The 15,481-nt window shown below is 65.4% G+C and carries 14 protein-coding genes; 10 read left to right on the forward strand and 4 right to left on the reverse strand.

The genetic code is table 11. From position 1 onward, the window contains the following. Positions 1–67: 67 nt before the first annotated feature. From AB3N21_RS00755 to AB3N21_RS00790, 8 genes are all read left to right on the forward strand, one after another. Positions 68–2,521, forward strand: coding sequence for an FAD-dependent oxidoreductase (locus tag AB3N21_RS00755; protein ID WP_367933413.1), 2,454 nt, complete (start codon positions 68–70; stop codon positions 2,519–2,521). Positions 2,522–2,615: 94 nt separating this feature from the next. Continuing rightward, on the forward strand, positions 2,616–3,698 hold the full coding sequence (locus tag AB3N21_RS00760; RefSeq protein ID WP_367933414.1) for an alcohol dehydrogenase family protein: 1,083 nt from the start codon (positions 2,616–2,618) through the stop codon (positions 3,696–3,698). Then, on the forward strand, positions 3,695–4,273 hold the full coding sequence (locus AB3N21_RS00765; RefSeq protein ID WP_367933415.1) for a dimethylsulfonioproprionate lyase family protein: 579 nt from the start codon (positions 3,695–3,697) through the stop codon (positions 4,271–4,273). Before AB3N21_RS00760 ends, AB3N21_RS00765 begins: the two co-directional genes overlap by 4 nt. Next, positions 4,270–5,376, forward strand: coding sequence for a mandelate racemase/muconate lactonizing enzyme family protein (locus tag AB3N21_RS00770; protein WP_367933416.1), 1,107 nt, complete (start codon positions 4,270–4,272; stop codon positions 5,374–5,376). Before AB3N21_RS00765 ends, AB3N21_RS00770 begins: the two co-directional genes overlap by 4 nt. Further along, the gene (locus tag AB3N21_RS00775) at positions 5,373–5,657 is read left to right on the forward strand and encodes a cupin domain-containing protein (RefSeq protein WP_367933417.1); all 285 of its coding nucleotides are present in this window, start codon (positions 5,373–5,375) and stop codon (positions 5,655–5,657) included. Before AB3N21_RS00770 ends, AB3N21_RS00775 begins: the two co-directional genes overlap by 4 nt. After that, positions 5,654–6,769, forward strand: a complete 1,116-nt coding sequence (locus tag AB3N21_RS00780; protein ID WP_367933418.1) for a mandelate racemase/muconate lactonizing enzyme family protein — start codon at positions 5,654–5,656, stop codon at positions 6,767–6,769. The genes AB3N21_RS00775 and AB3N21_RS00780 overlap by 4 nt, the downstream gene beginning before the upstream one ends. A 118-nt stretch (positions 6,770–6,887) precedes the next feature. After that, positions 6,888–7,991 (forward strand): mandelate racemase/muconate lactonizing enzyme family protein, encoded by a 1,104-nt coding sequence (locus tag AB3N21_RS00785; protein ID WP_367933419.1) that lies wholly within the window; start codon positions 6,888–6,890, stop codon positions 7,989–7,991. Between the two features lie 9 nt (positions 7,992–8,000). Then, positions 8,001–9,281 carry an aspartate aminotransferase family protein gene (locus AB3N21_RS00790; protein WP_367933420.1) on the forward strand — a complete coding sequence of 427 codons (1,281 nt, stop codon included), beginning with the start codon at positions 8,001–8,003 and terminating at the stop codon, positions 9,279–9,281. Between the two features lie 19 nt (positions 9,282–9,300). Here AB3N21_RS00790 and AB3N21_RS00795 read toward each other — a convergent pair whose 3' ends face one another. The 4 genes from AB3N21_RS00795 to AB3N21_RS00810 all read right to left on the reverse strand — a co-directional run bounded on the left by AB3N21_RS00795 (position 9,301) and on the right by AB3N21_RS00810 (position 11,832). Continuing rightward, complete coding sequence (locus tag AB3N21_RS00795) at positions 9,301–9,519, reverse strand: DUF1127 domain-containing protein (RefSeq protein WP_367933421.1); 219 nt, start codon at positions 9,517–9,519, stop codon at positions 9,301–9,303. Between the two features lie 184 nt (positions 9,520–9,703). Next, complete coding sequence (locus AB3N21_RS00800) at positions 9,704–10,099, reverse strand: carboxymuconolactone decarboxylase family protein (RefSeq protein ID WP_367933422.1); 396 nt, start codon at positions 10,097–10,099, stop codon at positions 9,704–9,706. Positions 10,100–10,101: 2 nt separating this feature from the next. Beyond that, on the reverse strand, positions 10,102–10,920 hold the full coding sequence (locus AB3N21_RS00805) for a cyclase family protein (RefSeq protein ID WP_367933423.1): 819 nt from the start codon (positions 10,918–10,920) through the stop codon (positions 10,102–10,104). A gap of 180 nt (positions 10,921–11,100) precedes the next feature. Next, entirely contained in the window at positions 11,101–11,832 is a 732-nt protein-coding gene (locus AB3N21_RS00810) for a type 1 glutamine amidotransferase (RefSeq protein WP_367933424.1), read from the reverse strand. Positions 11,833–12,123: 291 nt separating this feature from the next. On the opposite strand from AB3N21_RS00810, the gene AB3N21_RS00815 reads away from it, so the two are divergent. Both AB3N21_RS00815 and AB3N21_RS00820 read left to right on the forward strand, forming a co-directional pair. Continuing rightward, complete coding sequence (locus tag AB3N21_RS00815) at positions 12,124–14,220, forward strand: 3-hydroxyacyl-CoA dehydrogenase NAD-binding domain-containing protein (RefSeq protein ID WP_367933425.1); 2,097 nt, start codon at positions 12,124–12,126, stop codon at positions 14,218–14,220. Further along, positions 14,220–15,395: an acetyl-CoA C-acyltransferase gene (locus AB3N21_RS00820; RefSeq protein ID WP_367933426.1), complete on the forward strand. Its 1,176-nt coding sequence runs from the start codon at positions 14,220–14,222 to the stop codon at positions 15,393–15,395. The genes AB3N21_RS00815 and AB3N21_RS00820 overlap by 1 nt, the downstream gene beginning before the upstream one ends. Positions 15,396–15,481: the final 86 nt, after the last annotated feature.

Consider the following 15,481-nt stretch of genomic DNA (forward strand, 5'->3'; position numbering starts at 1 on the left):
ATTGACGATGGTACAAATGTGGAATTAGCCTGTCGAGCAGAAACGCGACTCGGGAAGAGGAAAAATCATGTCCCAGAGCAAACTGCCCACCCACGCGCGCGTGGTCATCGTCGGAGGCGGGGTCATGGGCGTCGGTCTGGCCTATCATCTGGCGCATGAGGGCTGGACCGATGTGGTTCTGCTGGAAAAGGCGGAACTGACCAGTGGCAGCACCTGGCATGCGGCGGGGCAGATCACCCATTCGACCAGTTCGTTCGGGCTGGGCAAGTGTGTGGACTACAACATTGGCCTCTATTCCGGCGCGCTGGAGGCCGAGACCGGGCAGGCGGTGACCTGGCATGGCTGCGGGTCGTTCCGGCTGGCCTACACGCAAGACGAGATGGACTGGCTGCGGCACACACTGTCGGTGGGCCGGTCGCTTGGGTTCAATATCGAGCTGGTCGGGCCGGAGAAGGTGGCGGAACTGCATCCGTTCTACAATCTCGACGGGGTTCTGGGTGCGCTGCATACGCCCGATGACGGCCATGTGGACCCGACCAACGTCACCATGGCGATGGCGGCGGGCGCGCGTCAGCTAGGGGCGAGGATCATCCGTCAGTGCCGGGCCACCAACATCACCCAAGCCGAGACTGGCGAATGGGTGGTCGAGACCGAAAAAGGCACCATCCGCTGCGAACATGTGGTGAATGCGGGCGGCACTTATGCGCGTCAGATGGGCGAATGGTCTGGGCTGCAGCTGCCGATGACTTCGATGACGCACCACTATTTCGTGACCGAGCCTGTGCCCGAATTTGAAAATCTCGGCACCGAACTGCCGGTCATCCGCGACGACAAAAAGGTCTCGGGCTATATCCGGATGGAGCAAAAGCGCGGGCTGATCGGGATCTACGAGAAAGAGAACTCGAATTCCGTCTGGCACGATCATTGCCCGTGGGACTATGAGAACTGGCTGTTCGATGCCGATTACGACCGGATCATGCCGTGGCTCGAGGAAAGCCTGAACCGGATGCCGATCTTTGCGGAACTGGGCATTCAGCGCGAGGTGCATGGGGCGATCTCGCACCCGCCCGACGGCAATCCGCTGATCGGGCCTGCGCCGGGGGTGCGGAACTACTGGTGCTGCTGCGGCACCCAGATCGGGATCGGCTGGGGGCCGGGGCTGACCCGCGAACTGGCGCGGTGGATGGTGCATGGCGCGGCGGATATCTCGATGCGCGAATACGATCCGCGCCGCTTTGGGTCCTACGCCACTAAGGACTGGCAGGTCACCAAGGCGCATGAGGATTACAAGCTGCGCCACGAGATCCCGTTCCCGCATTTCAACCGGCTGGAGGGGCGCCCGATCAAACCCTCGCCGCTCTATGAGCGGCTGAAGGGAAAAGGCGCAGTCTACGAAGAGGTCTATGGCCACGAGCGCCCGCGCTGGTTTGCGCGTGACGGGGTGGAGCAGCGCGATCACTATTCCTTCCGCCGCAACGTGGTGCACGACATGGTCGGGGCCGAGTGCAAGGCCGTGCGCGAGGCGCTGGGGATCATGGATATCTCGGCCTTTACCAAGGTCGAAGTGGCCGGGCCGGATGCCGAAGCGCTGCTGGATCGGCTGGTGGCCAACCGCCTGCCGCAAAAGACGGGCGGCATCGCGCTGACCCACATGCTGAACCGCCGGGGCCGGATCGAGCTGGAAACCACGATCGTGAAGCTGGACGAGGGGCGGTACTACCTCGTCTGCGCGGCGTTCTTCGAACAGCGCCTGCTGGATCATCTGAATCACCAGCGCGCGGAGGAAACCGTCGATATCACCTTGCGTTCGAACGACTGGGCGGCGCTGAGCCTGAACGGTCCCAAGGCGCGCGAGGTTCTGGCCGCCTGTACGGACGCGGACCTGAGCAATGCCGGGTTCAGATGGCTGACCGCGCAGCAGATCGAAGTGGCCGGGCACACGCTCTGGGCCTTCCGCATGTCCTATGCCGGCGAACTGGGCTGGGAGCTGCATATCCCGCGCGACAACACGCTGGCGGTTTATGATGCGCTTTGGGCGGCGGGTGAGCCGCATGGGATCGCCGATTATGGCTCATTCGCGATGAATGCGCTGCGGATGGAAAAGGGTTTCAAGGGCGCCGGAGAACTCACCAACGAGGTCACGCTGGCCGAGGCCGATGTGCTGCGCTTTGCCCGCACCGACAAGGACTATCTGGGCAAGGACAAGACGCTCAACAAAGATCTGCCGTGGGTCTGCGCCTATCTGGAGATCGAACCCGATGGGGTCGAGGACGGCCATGGCGGCGAGGCGGTTTTGCTGGATGGCGCGGTCGTGGGCTCGACCGCCTCGGTTGCCTATGGCCACACGGTCGGCAAGATCCTCGCCTTTGCCTATGTCAAAACGCACGCCAATGAGCCGGGAACCCAGATCGAGGTCGTAATCGCCGGGCAACCGCGCCGGGGCCGTGTTCTGGGCGAACCCGCCTATGATCCGCAAAGCGTGCTGCCCCGCACCGATGTCGTCCTGGAGCCCGCGGAATGAGACCCCGGCTTCATCTTTTCGAAAATACTCCGGGGGAGACGCGCAACGCGCGGCGGGGGCAGAGCCCCCATGTGCCCGAGACAGGAACACACCGATGACCATCCCTGCGACGATGAAGGCCATGGTTCTGACCGGCCACGGCGATCTGGACAAATACGAGTGGCACGAGGACTGGCCCACGCCGCAGCCGGGGCCGATGGAGGTGCTGATCCGGGTCGGCGCCTGCGGGCTGAACAATACCGACGTGAACACGCGGTCGGGCTGGTACTCGAAGACGGTGGACGAGGCCACGACCGGCGGCGCCTACTCGGAGGTGGATGACACCGACAGCACCTGGGGCGGCGCGCCGCTGACCTTTCCGCGCATTCAGGGGGCCGATGCGGTCGGCACCGTGGTGGCGGTGGGCGAGGGAGCAGATCCCGGGCTGATCGGCAAACGGGTCATGGTGGCCGGGTGGCTGCGTGACTGGGACGATCCGATGAACCGCGACAAAGCGGGGTATTTCGGCTCGGAATGTGACGGCGGTTTTGCCGAATACACCAAGGCGGATGTGCGGGGCATTGCGCCCATCGAGAGCGAGTTGAGCGACGCGGAACTGGCGACCTTCATCTGCTCTTACGTCACCGCCGAGGGGATGGTGGATCGCGCAAATGTGGGCGCGGGCGACACGGTGCTGGTGACCGGTGCCTCGGGCGGTGTGGGCGGCGCGCTGATCCAGCTGTCGAAACTGCGCGGCGCGCGGGTGATCGCCATGGCATCCGAAGCCAAGCACGATGAGGTTGCCAAGCTGGGACCGGACCGCATTCTGCCGCGCAGCCCGGACAACCTGAAAGCGGCGCTGAAGGGCGAGAAGATCACCGTCGTAGCCGACGTGGTGGGCGGTCCGATCTGGCCCGACCTGATCGACAGTCTGGAGCGGGGCGGCCGCTATACCTGCTCCGGCGCGATTGCGGGCCCGCTGGTCGAGCTCGATCTGCGTACTTTCTATTTGCGCGACCTGACCTTTACCGGGTCGACCGTGAACAGGCCGGAAAATTTCACCGATGTCGTGAAATACATAGAGGATGGCAAGATCAAGCCAGCTTTGGCCGCCACATACCCGTTAGCTGATCTGCGTGAGGCCCAGCAGGCCTTTATCGACAAAACGCATACCGGCAACATTGTGGTGATCCCGTGACACTCGACGACGTTCTTGAAGCCGCGCGCCAACTGCACCGGGCGCATGACGACCTGCGGGGTTTTGGCGCCTGGCCGGACGTGCTGGCCCAAACCGGTCTGCAGCCGCGCGCCATCCCGGCCACGGATCTGGTCGCCGGATTTGCGCTGGACGGCACGGGGCAGACGCAGGCTCTGGTCGAAGCGGTGCGGGCCACGGCGCATCTGGCGCATTGGAAGCGCACCTATACCGAAGCCGAAGTGGGAGCCGATTTTCGCAACCGCTACGGCTATTACGAGCTATTCGGGCCCACCGGGCATTTTCATTCGACCCGGCTGCGCGGCTATATCGGCTATTGGGGCGCGGGGCTGAGCTATGACTGGCACAGCCATCAGGCCGAAGAGATATACCTGACCCTTGCCGGTGGTGCGGATTTCCGGATCGCGGGCGATGAGGCTCATGTCGGTCCCGGCCAGACCCGGGCCCATGTGAGCTGGCAGAGCCACGCGATGGTCACAACCGACCGGCCGATCCTGACCTTCGTGCTCTGGCGCGGCGAGGGGATGGCGGACTTGCCGCGGATGGACGCCGCATGAAGATCACCCGCATCCGCATCTTCCAGACCGGGTTGCCTTACGTGGGCGGGGCCTATGTCTGGGGTGCGGGCAATGCGATTGAAACCGCCACTGCCTCGGTGGTGGTGATCGACACGGATGCGGGGTTGCAGGGCTGCGGAGAGTTCACGCCGTGTGGTGAGAACTACATGATCGCGCATTCCGAAGGCGTTCCGGCGCTGGCTCGTCTGGTGGCGCCGCATCTGCTGGGCGAAGACCCGTGCAACGTGGCGCGGATCGAGCAGATCATGGACCATCTGGTGCAGGGGCACGGCTATGCCAAATCACCCTTCGATGCCGCCTGCTGGGATATCCTGTCGCAATCGCTGGATGCGCCCCTCTGGGCGGTCTGGGGCGGCAAGCTGACCGATGGCGCGCCGATGTATCGGGTTGCGCCGCAGAAGGACACCGAGGGCACCATCGCCGAGATGGAGCGCTATCGCGCGCAGGGCTACCGCCAGTTCCAGATCAAGGTCGGCAGCGATTGGGTCGCGGATATCGAGCGTATCCGCGCCACCGTACCGCTGCTCAAACCCGGCGAGAAGGCGATGGCGGATGCCAATCAGGGCTGGCGCGTGGACGACGCCCTGCGCGTGGCGCGGGCGACGCGGGATCTGGACTATATCTTCGAACAGCCCTGCCGCACCTACGCCGAATGCCTTCAGGTCCGCGCCCGGATCGACCTGCCGATGAAGCTGGACGAATGCGTCACCGGCATGGCCGCCGCGCAGCAGATCGTGGCGGACCGCGCGGCGGAACTGGTCTGTCTCAAGATCTCCAATCTCGGCGGCCTCTCCAAGGCGCGTCGGGTGCGGGATTACCTGATCGAAAACCGCATTCCGGTCGTGGCCGAAGACACTTGGGGCGGAGAGATCGCCAGCGCCGCGCTGGCTCATTTCGCCGCCACGACGCCGGAAGAATACCTGCACAACACCACCGATCTGATGAACTACAACACCCGCTCCACCGGGATCGGCGGGCCGGTGGCGCGGGACGGCAAGCTCTATGCGCCCGACACGCCGGGTCTGGGCGTCCGGCCCGATTTCGACAGTCTTGGTGCGCCGATTGAGGAGTTCGCCCAATGAGACCGCAGGCTGTAGCGACCATGATGATCGACGATGCGCGCGTCCGGGTCACGCGTTTCGACTTTGCCCCCGACGCGGAAACCGGATGGCACCGCCATGAGATGGATTACGTCATCACCGCCATCACCGATTGCCACATGCGCCTGGAATTGCCGGACGGCACGGCCAGCGAAGTCGTGGTCCCGGCGGGAACCGCCTATCGCCGCGACGAGGGCGTCGAACACAACGTGATCAACGCCGGGGACACGCCCATGTCCTTTGTCGAAGTGGAACTGAAATGAAGATCACCCGCATTTCGGTCCATCATGTCGATTTGCCGCTCGAACATCCCTACTGGCTCTCCGGCGGCCGGCTGAAATTCGAGGTGCTGGACGCTACGTTCGTGAAGATCGAGACGGATGCGGGCCTGACCGGCTGGGGCGAGGGCACGCCCTGGGGCCACACTTATGTGCCCGCCCATGGTCCCGGTATCCGCGCCGGGATCGAGACCATGGCTCCCTTTATCCTCGGCCTCGACCCGCGCAAGGTGTTAGAGGTCGAACGCGCGATGGATCTGGCGCTGCCGGGGCATCTATACGCCAAATCCCCCATCGACATGGCCTGCTGGGACATCGCCGGGCAGGCGGCGGGCCTGCCGATTGCCGATCTGATGGGCGGCGGCTCGCGCACGCCGGCCCCCATAGCCTCATCCGTGGGCGCCAAGACGGTTCAGGAAACCCGCGAGGTCATGGACCGTTACCGCCAGCGCGGCTACCACGTGCATTCGGTCAAGGTGGGCGGCGATGCCGAGCGCGATATCGAGCGCATCCGCGATGTCGAGGCGCACCGGCCGCGTGGTGAACGCATCCTCTATGACGTCAACCGCGCCTGGACCCGGCAGCAGGCGCTGCGGGTGATGAAGGCGACCGAGGATCTGGGCGTCATGTTCGAACAGCCCGGCGAAACGCTGGACGATATCGCCGCGATCCGGGCCCTGCACGCGGCCCCGGTCAGTGTCGATGAAAGCCTCGTCACCCTGCAGGACGCGGCCCGCATCGCCCGCGAGGGGCTGGCCGAGGTGTTCGGCATCAAGCTCAACCGCGTCGGCGGCCTGACCAAGGCCGTCCGCATCCGCGACATCGCTCTGGCCCACGGCATCGACATGTTCGTGATGGCCACTGGCGGCTCGGTTCTGGCCGATACCGAGGCGCTGCATCTGGCCGCCACCATCCCCGATCACAACCTGCTGGGCATCTGGGCCTGTCAGGACATGTTGACGCTGGACATCGCGGGCGGGCGCGGTCCCCGAAACAGCGACGGCCACCTGAACCTGCCCGAAAGCCCGGGTCTGGGCGTCCATCCCGACGAGGATACGCTGGGCGCCCCCGTGGCGGTATACGAGGCAGAACAATGACCTTCTTCTTGCCAGAAATACGCTGGGGGGTGAATTGGCCGCAGGCCAAGAGGGGGGCGAAGCCCCCCTTCCCCCCGGCGACGCGCAACGCGCGGCGCAAAACCGGCGAGGGGCAAGCATGAAACTCACCCGCATCTCGATCTGGCATGTACTGCTGACCAGCCATCAGGCCTATTATATGGCCGATGGCAAGAGCTGCGACACGGTCGAGACGGTGGTGCTTGCGCTCGAGACCGATAGTGGCCTGACCGGCTGGGGCGAGGTCTGCCCGATCCCGCATTACCTGCCCGCCTATGCACGTGGCGTGGCCCCGGCGGTGGCCGAGATGGCGCCGGTGCTGCTGGGCGCCGATCCGGTGGGGCCCGAGGCGCTGATGGCCCGGCTGGACCGTCATTTGCACGGGCATGTCTATGCTAAATCGGCGGTCGATATCGCGCTCTGGGATCTGACAGGGCAGGTGGCGGGTCTGCCGCTTTATGCTCTGCTCGGCGGACGGCAGGCGCGGGACATGCCGCTTTATCACTCGATCACCTGCATCGCGCCGGACGAGATGGCGCGCATCGCACGCGAGGCACAAGCACAGGGGATTGCCCAGTTTCAGGTCAAGCTGGGCGCGGATAGTGACTGGCAGGCCGATGTGGCGCGGCTCCGGCTGGTGCGCGAGGCGGTGGGCGACGGTCCGCTGGTTTACGGCGACTGGAACTGCGGAGCGACCTCGCTCGATGCCACCCGGGTGGGCCGGGCGGTGGCGGATCTGGATGTGATGCTGGAGCAGCCCTGCGCCACGATTGAGGACTGTGCACGGGTGCGGGCCGCGACGGGCCTGCCGATGAAGCTGGACGAAAGCGCCCATGACACGGCAAGCCTGTTGGCGGGTCATGCGCAGGGCTGCATGGATGCCGTGGCGGTGAAGCTGTCGAAATTCGGCGGGCTGTCTCCGGCGCGGCGGGCCCGCGATCTGTGCCTGCATCTGGGCGCAAAGATGTGTGTCGAGGACACCTGGGGCTCGGACATCGCCACGGCCGCGCTGTTGCATCTGGGCGCCAGCACCGATCCCGCGCGGCTGATGAATGTCTGCGATCTGTCCGGCTATGTCGCGCCCCGGCTTGCGCCGGACGGACCGGTGCGCAAGGCTGGACGTATCGCGCCGCCCGAAGGGGCCGGTCTGGGCGTGGCGCCCGACCGCGCTACGCTCGGCGAACCCGATCTGGTTTTGGAATAGGAGGCCATCATGCTCACCACACTCAGTCAGGCCGACTGGATCGAACGGGCCAAATCCGTGCTGCCCGGCGGCGGCCTGGGCAATTTCGATCCGTCGAAATTCATCCGCGAGGGCAAGGGCAGCCGGGTCTGGGACGAGGACGGCAAGGAATATGTGGACTTCCTGATCGGTTCCGGCCCGATGCTGCTGGGTCATGGTCATCCCGAGGTGATGGAAGCGGTGGCCGAGCAACTGCCCAGGGGTATGACGTTTTTCACCAACAATGCGCGTGCGGTCGAACTGGCCGAGGAGATCTGTTCCGCCGTCCCCTGTGCCGATCAGATCCGTTATGTCTCCTCCGGTGGTGAGGCGGACATGTACGCGATCCGGCTGGCGCGCGCCTATACGGGCCGCGACCGGATCGTGAAATTCGAAGGCGGTTATCACGGGATGAGCGCCGAGGCGCAGATGAGCCTTGCTCCGTCCAAGATGGTCAACTTTCCGCAGGCGGTGCCGGACAGCGCGGGTATCCCCGAAAGCGTGCGCGCCGAAATGCTGATCGCGCCGTTCAACGATCCGGACTACATCCGCTCGCTGCTGGCCGAGCATGGCGAACAGGTGGCGGCGATCATCGTCGAGCCGCTGCAGCGCATCATCCCGCCCGAACCCGGTTTCCTGCAATTGCTGCGGGAAGAGGCCGACAAATACGGCATCGTGCTGATCTTTGACGAAGTGGTGACCGGGTTCCGCTTTGCCTATGGCGGCGCGCAGGAGCTCTATGGTGTGACCCCCGACATCGCCACGCTGGGCAAGATCATCGGCGGTGGCTTCCCGCTGGCCGCGATTGCGGGCAAGGCCGATATCATGGCGCATTTCGACAAGGGTGCTGTGGGCTCTGACAGATGGCTGATGCAGCTTGGCACGCTGTCGGGCAACCCGGTGGCTGCAGTGGCGGGGCTCAAGACCATGGAGGTGCTGCGCCGCGACGGGCAGTATGACAAGCTGCGCGCCAATGGGCGGCGGTTGATGGAGATGGCCGGGGCGGCTCTGGACGCGCACGGCATCGCGCATCGCATTGTCGGCGATCCGACCCTGTTCGAGATCGTTTTTGCCGACACAGATATTCGCGACTATCGCGATGTGTTCCGCTCGGACGGGGAGCGCACGGGCCGGTTCAACGCGGTGTTGATGCAGAACGGGATGTTCAAGTCGCCGGGCAAGACCTATCCGTCGCTCGCGTTGACCGAGGCGGATTTCGAACTGTGCGAGCGGGCCTATGCCAAGGCGGCTGAGGCGGTGGCGGGGATGTAGAACCTCGCCGCTGTGCCGGTCACACGACGTCGGACAGGACGTGGCGGATGATATCCTCGCGCGCGATGCCGCGTGCGGCGAGGTCTTCATCGCTGAGCGCCGACAGTGCCTCGATCTGGCGGACTTTGGAGTTGGCCTCGCCTATGCGGACCAGCGCATCGAAGATGCCGCTGAAGATATCGGCCACGGCGGTGACGAGGCCGTGGAATGAGGAAAGCTGTGCGGTTGAATGTGCCATGGCAATGCCGTCCCGTCTGCGGGTTTTCGTTCCCGCGTGATCTATGCCGCGCGGGCTGCGGGAGCCAGACAACAGACGGAATAGCCGCTGTGCGTTGAGCGCAAATCTGCGGCGGAAATGTGTGTTTGGGACCGGGTCGGCCGTGCCGGAGCGGAGGCACGGCCGGGACTTGTTTTGGCGGAGATCAGGCCGTGAACGCCTCGTCCACCGGCACCTGCAGACAGTTTGCCAGCGCATTGGTTTGCGAGGCCATGCCGATCACGGCCAGCAACTCGCCATACATCTCGTCCGTCATGCCCTTGGCGCGCGCCGCCGCCGAGTGGGAGTGCACGCAATAGTCGCAGCCATTGGCGCTGGAGACGGCGATATAGAGCATCTCTTTGACCAGCGGGTCCAGCGCGCCGGGGGCCATGATCACCTTGAGCCGCTCCCAAGTGGCGCGCAGCAGGGCGGGATCGTGGGCCAGCGCGCGCCAGAAGTTGTTCACGTAATCGGTGCCGCGCACTGCCCGGATGTCGTCGAAAACGGCCAGCGCCTCGGCGCTGACCTCGTTGTCGGACAACAGGGAAACTGTTGCCATGCCTACACCATCGCGAAGATACGGGCCGGTCCGCCCGAGCCGCCGCGATGAACCGGCGCGCCGACGACCAGCGTGGCACCGCTGGCGGGTACTTGGTCGAGATTGGCGAGATTCTCGATCCCGTAGCGGTTTGTGGGCAGCCAGGCGTAGTGGGTGGCGAAATCCGCCGAGGGGCCGTGATCCAGCGACAGGGTGTCCACCGCAATCGCCACCGCGCCGGTCTCTTCGATCAGCATCTGCGCGGCCTCGACGTGGAAGCCGGGGAAGTGCATCTTCCCCTCGCCATCGACATTGCGATAGCCGTCGCCGCCGGTCTTGCCGCCCCAGCCCGAATGCATGGCGACGCAGGCACCGTCGGGGATCGGGCCGTTGGTGTCGATCCAGGCCTTGAGGTCGTCCGGTGTCACCTGCGCGTCGGCATCCGCCGCGGCCTTTTCGTGGATGTGTACCACGCAGAGCGGGCAGACCAGGCTCGATACCGGGATCTCGTCCACCGACTGGCCGTCCTCAGAGAAATGCAAAGGGGCGTCGATATGGGTGCCGGTATGTTCGTTGACGGCGAGATTGAACAGGTTGAAGCCGTTGTCCTTGAAGTTGAAGCCCTGGGTCATCTCGATCCCGGGCGCGCCGAAATAGGTGGGGAAATCGGCGTCATAGACATGCGTCATGTCGGTGACATTGCCGTGCCCCATGGCCATGGCCGGCGTCGTGGTGGCCGACCCCAATGCCGCGCCGGCCGCCACGGCTGCACCGGCCTTGAAGAAAGACCTGCGGGACAGCATCCGGTCCTTGACGGCATTCATAACGCAGATATCGCACATTGCATCGCTCCCTGTTGCTGATCGACGGCTGCGGCGGGCTCGGGTCCGCCGTGCCTCGGAAGGAGCCTAGCACAATTGCAACAAAGTCAATCACCTAAGAGTGAGGGGAGCGTTTCTCCGCGGGCGGGCCAAGCCGCTTGCAAGCGGCTTAAGCGGTTTGCAAACCGCTTCAAGGCGTTTTCAAACGCCTTGGTCCCGGTGGATGTGCGGGGCCTGTTCAAAAAAGCGTGCGATGCTTTCGGCATAGGCCTTTTGATCGGCGGGGTCCTTGAGCGATGCCAGGGCGGCCCGGCAGATCTCAGGGCCCAGCGTGTCGGCCATTTCTTCGGTCAGCGCCCTGACAAAGCGCGGCTCCATCTCGGGATGGTGCTGGGTCGTGTAGATGTGATGGCCGATGGCGAAACCGGTGGTGGCGCAGGCAGTGGAGCAGGTCAGGTTCAGCGCGTTCTCGGGCAAGACCGTCACCTGCTCGCTGTGACAGCCATAGAGCCGGATCATATCGGGCAGGTCGCGGGCCCAGCCGGGGCGGGCCAAGACCCGGTTGCGGGTCAGCCCGTGTACCCAGCCGCCGGGGTTCCAGTCGACCTTGCCCCCCAGCGCGACCGCGATTGCCTGATGCCCGAAACAGGCGCCGAAAAGCGGCTGCCGTGCCTGCTCCATGTCGCGGATCAGGCCGAACAGTTGTTCCACCCAACCCGCGCCGTTGCGCACCGAGGCCGGGCTGCCGGTGATCATCGCCCCGTCGAACCGCGCCATGTCGTCGGGGAAGATTCCGTCCTTGACCGAGAAGACCTCGGTGCTCCAATCCGGGCGGGCGAGGTGGATCAGCGCGGTGAAGGTCTCACCATCCCTGGGATGCGCCTGCGCAAAGGCGCTTTCGTCGGTATTGGTCATCAGGATCGCGAGATGCATGTGGCGTGCCTTGGTGTCGGGACGTCTGAACCTATCGGCATATGACGGTCCCGGAAAGGTGGGGACAAGTGTTGCCGACCGGGTCTGCGTGCCCGGATTCCGCTTGATCTCATCTGCCAGCCAAACCACCCTTGCGGGGAAACAGAAATCCGCTGCAGGCATGACATCCGCCGGCGATCGGGGTGTGACGCAAGGTTTTCCGCGCCGCCGCCCGGTCGGAGGCTAGTCTCTGCACTATGGGAGTGCGGGCGAGTCGCGAAACCGCCCGGCAGACAAGGGAGGAGAGGCCGCATGTCCGAGGCTGTGGAATACGAACGGGTCGGGGATATTGCCGTGCTGGCGGCCAACAACCCGCCGGTCAATGCGCTGGGCGTGGATGTGCGCCGGGGGCTGCTGGCCGGGATCGAGCGGGCCGAGGACGAGGGTGCGAAGGCGGTGCTGATCTACGGTCAGGGCCGGACCTATTTTGCCGGGGCCGATATTCGCGAGTTCGGCAAGCCGCCGCAGGACCCGTGGCTGCCCGAGCTTTGCGCGCGGATCGAGGCCTCGCCGCTGCTGGTGGTCTCGGCCATTCATGGCACCGCTTTGGGCGGCGGGTTGGAGGTGGCGCTGTCCACCCATTACCGCATCGCGCTGCCCTCGGCGCAAGTCGGCCTGCCCGAGGTGCATCTGGGCATCCTGCCCGGCGCCGGTGGCACCCAGCGGTTGCCGCGTGTGACCGGCGTTGAGGCCGCGCTGGACCTGATCACCAGCGGGCGGCATGTGCGGGCGGACGAGGCGCTGACGCTGGGGATCATCGACAAGGTGGAGGAAGGCGATCCGCGTGAGGTCGGGCTGGCCTACGTGGCCGAGTTGCTGGCCAGCGGTGCGGCGCGCCGGCCGGTCAGTGAGATACCCGCGCCCGCGCCCGTGGATTTCGATGCGGTCTATGAGCAGGTGCTAAAAAAGGGGCGGGGTCAGATCTCGCCCGCCACCGCCGTTCGGGCGGTGCAAGCGGCCTGCGAGGCCGAGAGCTTTGACGCGGGGATGCGGCAGGAGCGTGAGTTGTTCATGGAGCTGATGGCCTCGGACCAGCGCGAGGGGCTGATCCATGCGTTCTTTGCTGAGCGTGCGGTGGGCAAGCTGCCGGAACTCAAGGGTGTTGAGCCACGGGTGCTGCACACCGTCGGTGTGATCGGGGGCGGCACGATGGGCGCGGGGATTGCCACCGCCGCGCTGCTGGCGGGCCTGCCGGTGGTGCTGCTGGAGATGTCGCAGGAAGCGGTGCAGGCGGCCAGGGCCCGGATCGGAAACAATCTGAGTGGCGCGGTGAAGCGGGGCAAGCTGACCCGGGCGCAGTATGACGAGATGGTCGGGACCGCGCTGACGCTTGCGACCGAATATTACGAGCTGTCGGGCGTCGATATGGTGATCGAGGCCGTTTACGAGGATATGGAGGTCAAGAAAAAGGTTTTTGCCCAGCTCGATGCGGCCTGCAAGCCGGGGGCAGTGCTGGCCTCGAACACCTCGTATCTGGACATCAACGAGATTGCCTCGGTCACCGGCCGGCCGGCGGATGTGATCGGGTTGCACTTTTTCTCTCCGGCCCATGTGATGCGGCTGCTGGAGGTGGTGGTGCCGGACAGCACCGCGGCCGATGTGGTGGCGACCGGGCTGTCGCTGGGCAAGCGGATGCGCAAGGTGACGGTGCGGGCGGGTGTCTGCGACGGGTTCATCGGCAACCGCATCCTGAGCGCCTATCGCACCTGTGCCGATCATATGATCCTGGATGGGGCCAGCCCCTATCAGATCGATGCGGCGCTGACCGATTTCGGCTTTGCCATGGGGCCGTTTGCGGTGGCGGATCTGGCCGGGCTGGATATCGGCTGGGCGGTGCGCAAGCGCAGGCGGGCCGAGGGGCTGGACCCGCGCGCCCGCGATGCGAGCTATGCCGACAAGCTGTGCGAGCAGGGGCATTACGGGCAGAAGACCGGCAAGGGGTATTACATCTACGAGGCGGGCAGCCGGGTGGGCGTGCCGAACCCGGAGGTGATGACGCTGATCGAGGCCGAGCGGGCCGAGCAGGGGATCACCCCGCGCGACTTCACCGATGCCGAGATTGTCCGCCGCTACATGGCGGCGATGGTCAACGAGGCGGCCAAGGTGGTGGGCGAAGGGATCGCGCGGCGCCCGCTCGATGTGGATATGACGCTGCTCTATGGCTACGGATTCCCGCGCTATCGCGGCGGGCCGCTGAAATGGGCGGATATGCAGGGGCTGCCCGGGCTGTTGGCCGATATCGAGACCTGGGCTGGAGAAGACGCCTATTTCTGGCAGCCCGCGCCTTTGCTGAAGCAACTGGTGGCCGAGGGCCGCACTTTCGATGATCTGAACAAGGACGCCGCATGATGAAACAGGCCGTAATCGTATCCGCTGCCCGGACGGGCCTTGCCAAATCCTTTCGCGGCTCGTTCAACACCACCCATGGCGCGACCATGGGCGGTCATGCGGTGCAGGCGGCGGTCGGGCGGGCCGGACTGGACGGGGCCGAGGTCGAGGATTGCATCATCGGCTGCGGCTTTCCCGAGGGCGAGACCGGCAGCAATATCGCCCGGCAGATCGCCATTCGCGCAGGCCTGCCGGTGACCGCGTCGGGCATGACGGTGAACCGGTTCTGTTCATCCGGGTTGCAGACCGTGGCGCTGGCGGCGCAGGCGATCACCGGGGGCGGCGCGGGGCCGATCGTGGCGGGCGGGGTCGAGAGTATCTCTCTGGTGCAGCCCAAGACGCGGCCCGCGCCCGAGGACTGGATTTTGGAGCACAAGCCCGCGATTTACATGGCGATGATCGAGACGGCGGATATCGTGGCCAAGCGCTATGGCATCAGCCGCGAGGAGCAGGATGAATACGGGCTGCGCTCGCAGCAGCGGATCGCGGCGGCGCAGGCGGCGGGCACGTTCGAGGACGAGATCGCGCCGATGCAGGCCACCATGGCAGTGAAGGACAAGGAAAGCGGTGAGATTTCCCAGCACGATGTCACGGTGGACCGCGATGAGTGCAACCGCCCGAACACCACGCCGGAGGGGCTTGCCGGGCTGGAGCCGGTGCGGGGCGAGGGCAATTTCATCACAGCGGGCAATGCCAGCCAGCTTTCGGATGGCGCGGCGGCGCTGGTTCTGATGGACAGCGACGAGGCGGAGAAGCGGGGCCTTGAGCCGATGGGCGCCTTCAGGGGGTTCTGCGTGGCGGGCTGTGAGCCGGATGAGATGGGCATCGGCCCGGTCTTTGCGGTGCCGCGCCTGCTTAAGCGGCACGGGCTGAAGGTGGACGACATCGACCTGTGGGAGCTGAACGAGGCCTTTGCCAGCCAGGCCTTGTACTGTCGCAACCGGCTGGGGATCGACGACGAGTTATGCAACGTCAATGGCGGCTCGATTGCCATCGGTCACCCGTTCGGCATGACCGGCGCCCGGATGACCGGCCATCTGCTGCGCGAGGGGCGGCGGCGTGGTGCGAAGCTGGGCGTGGTCACCATGTGCATCGGCGGCGGTATGGGGGCTGCCGGGTTGTTCGAGATTTACTGACCGGAACTGCGCCTGACCGTCCCATCGAGGGCCGGTCAGGCGCGGCCCGGCGCGGGGCGCCGGGCTGGGCATATCCCGAAGGGCGC

It is taken from the genome of Ruegeria sp., assembly GCF_040830605.1.
In the GTDB taxonomy this organism is placed as follows: Bacteria; Pseudomonadota; Alphaproteobacteria; order Rhodobacterales; family Rhodobacteraceae; genus Ruegeria.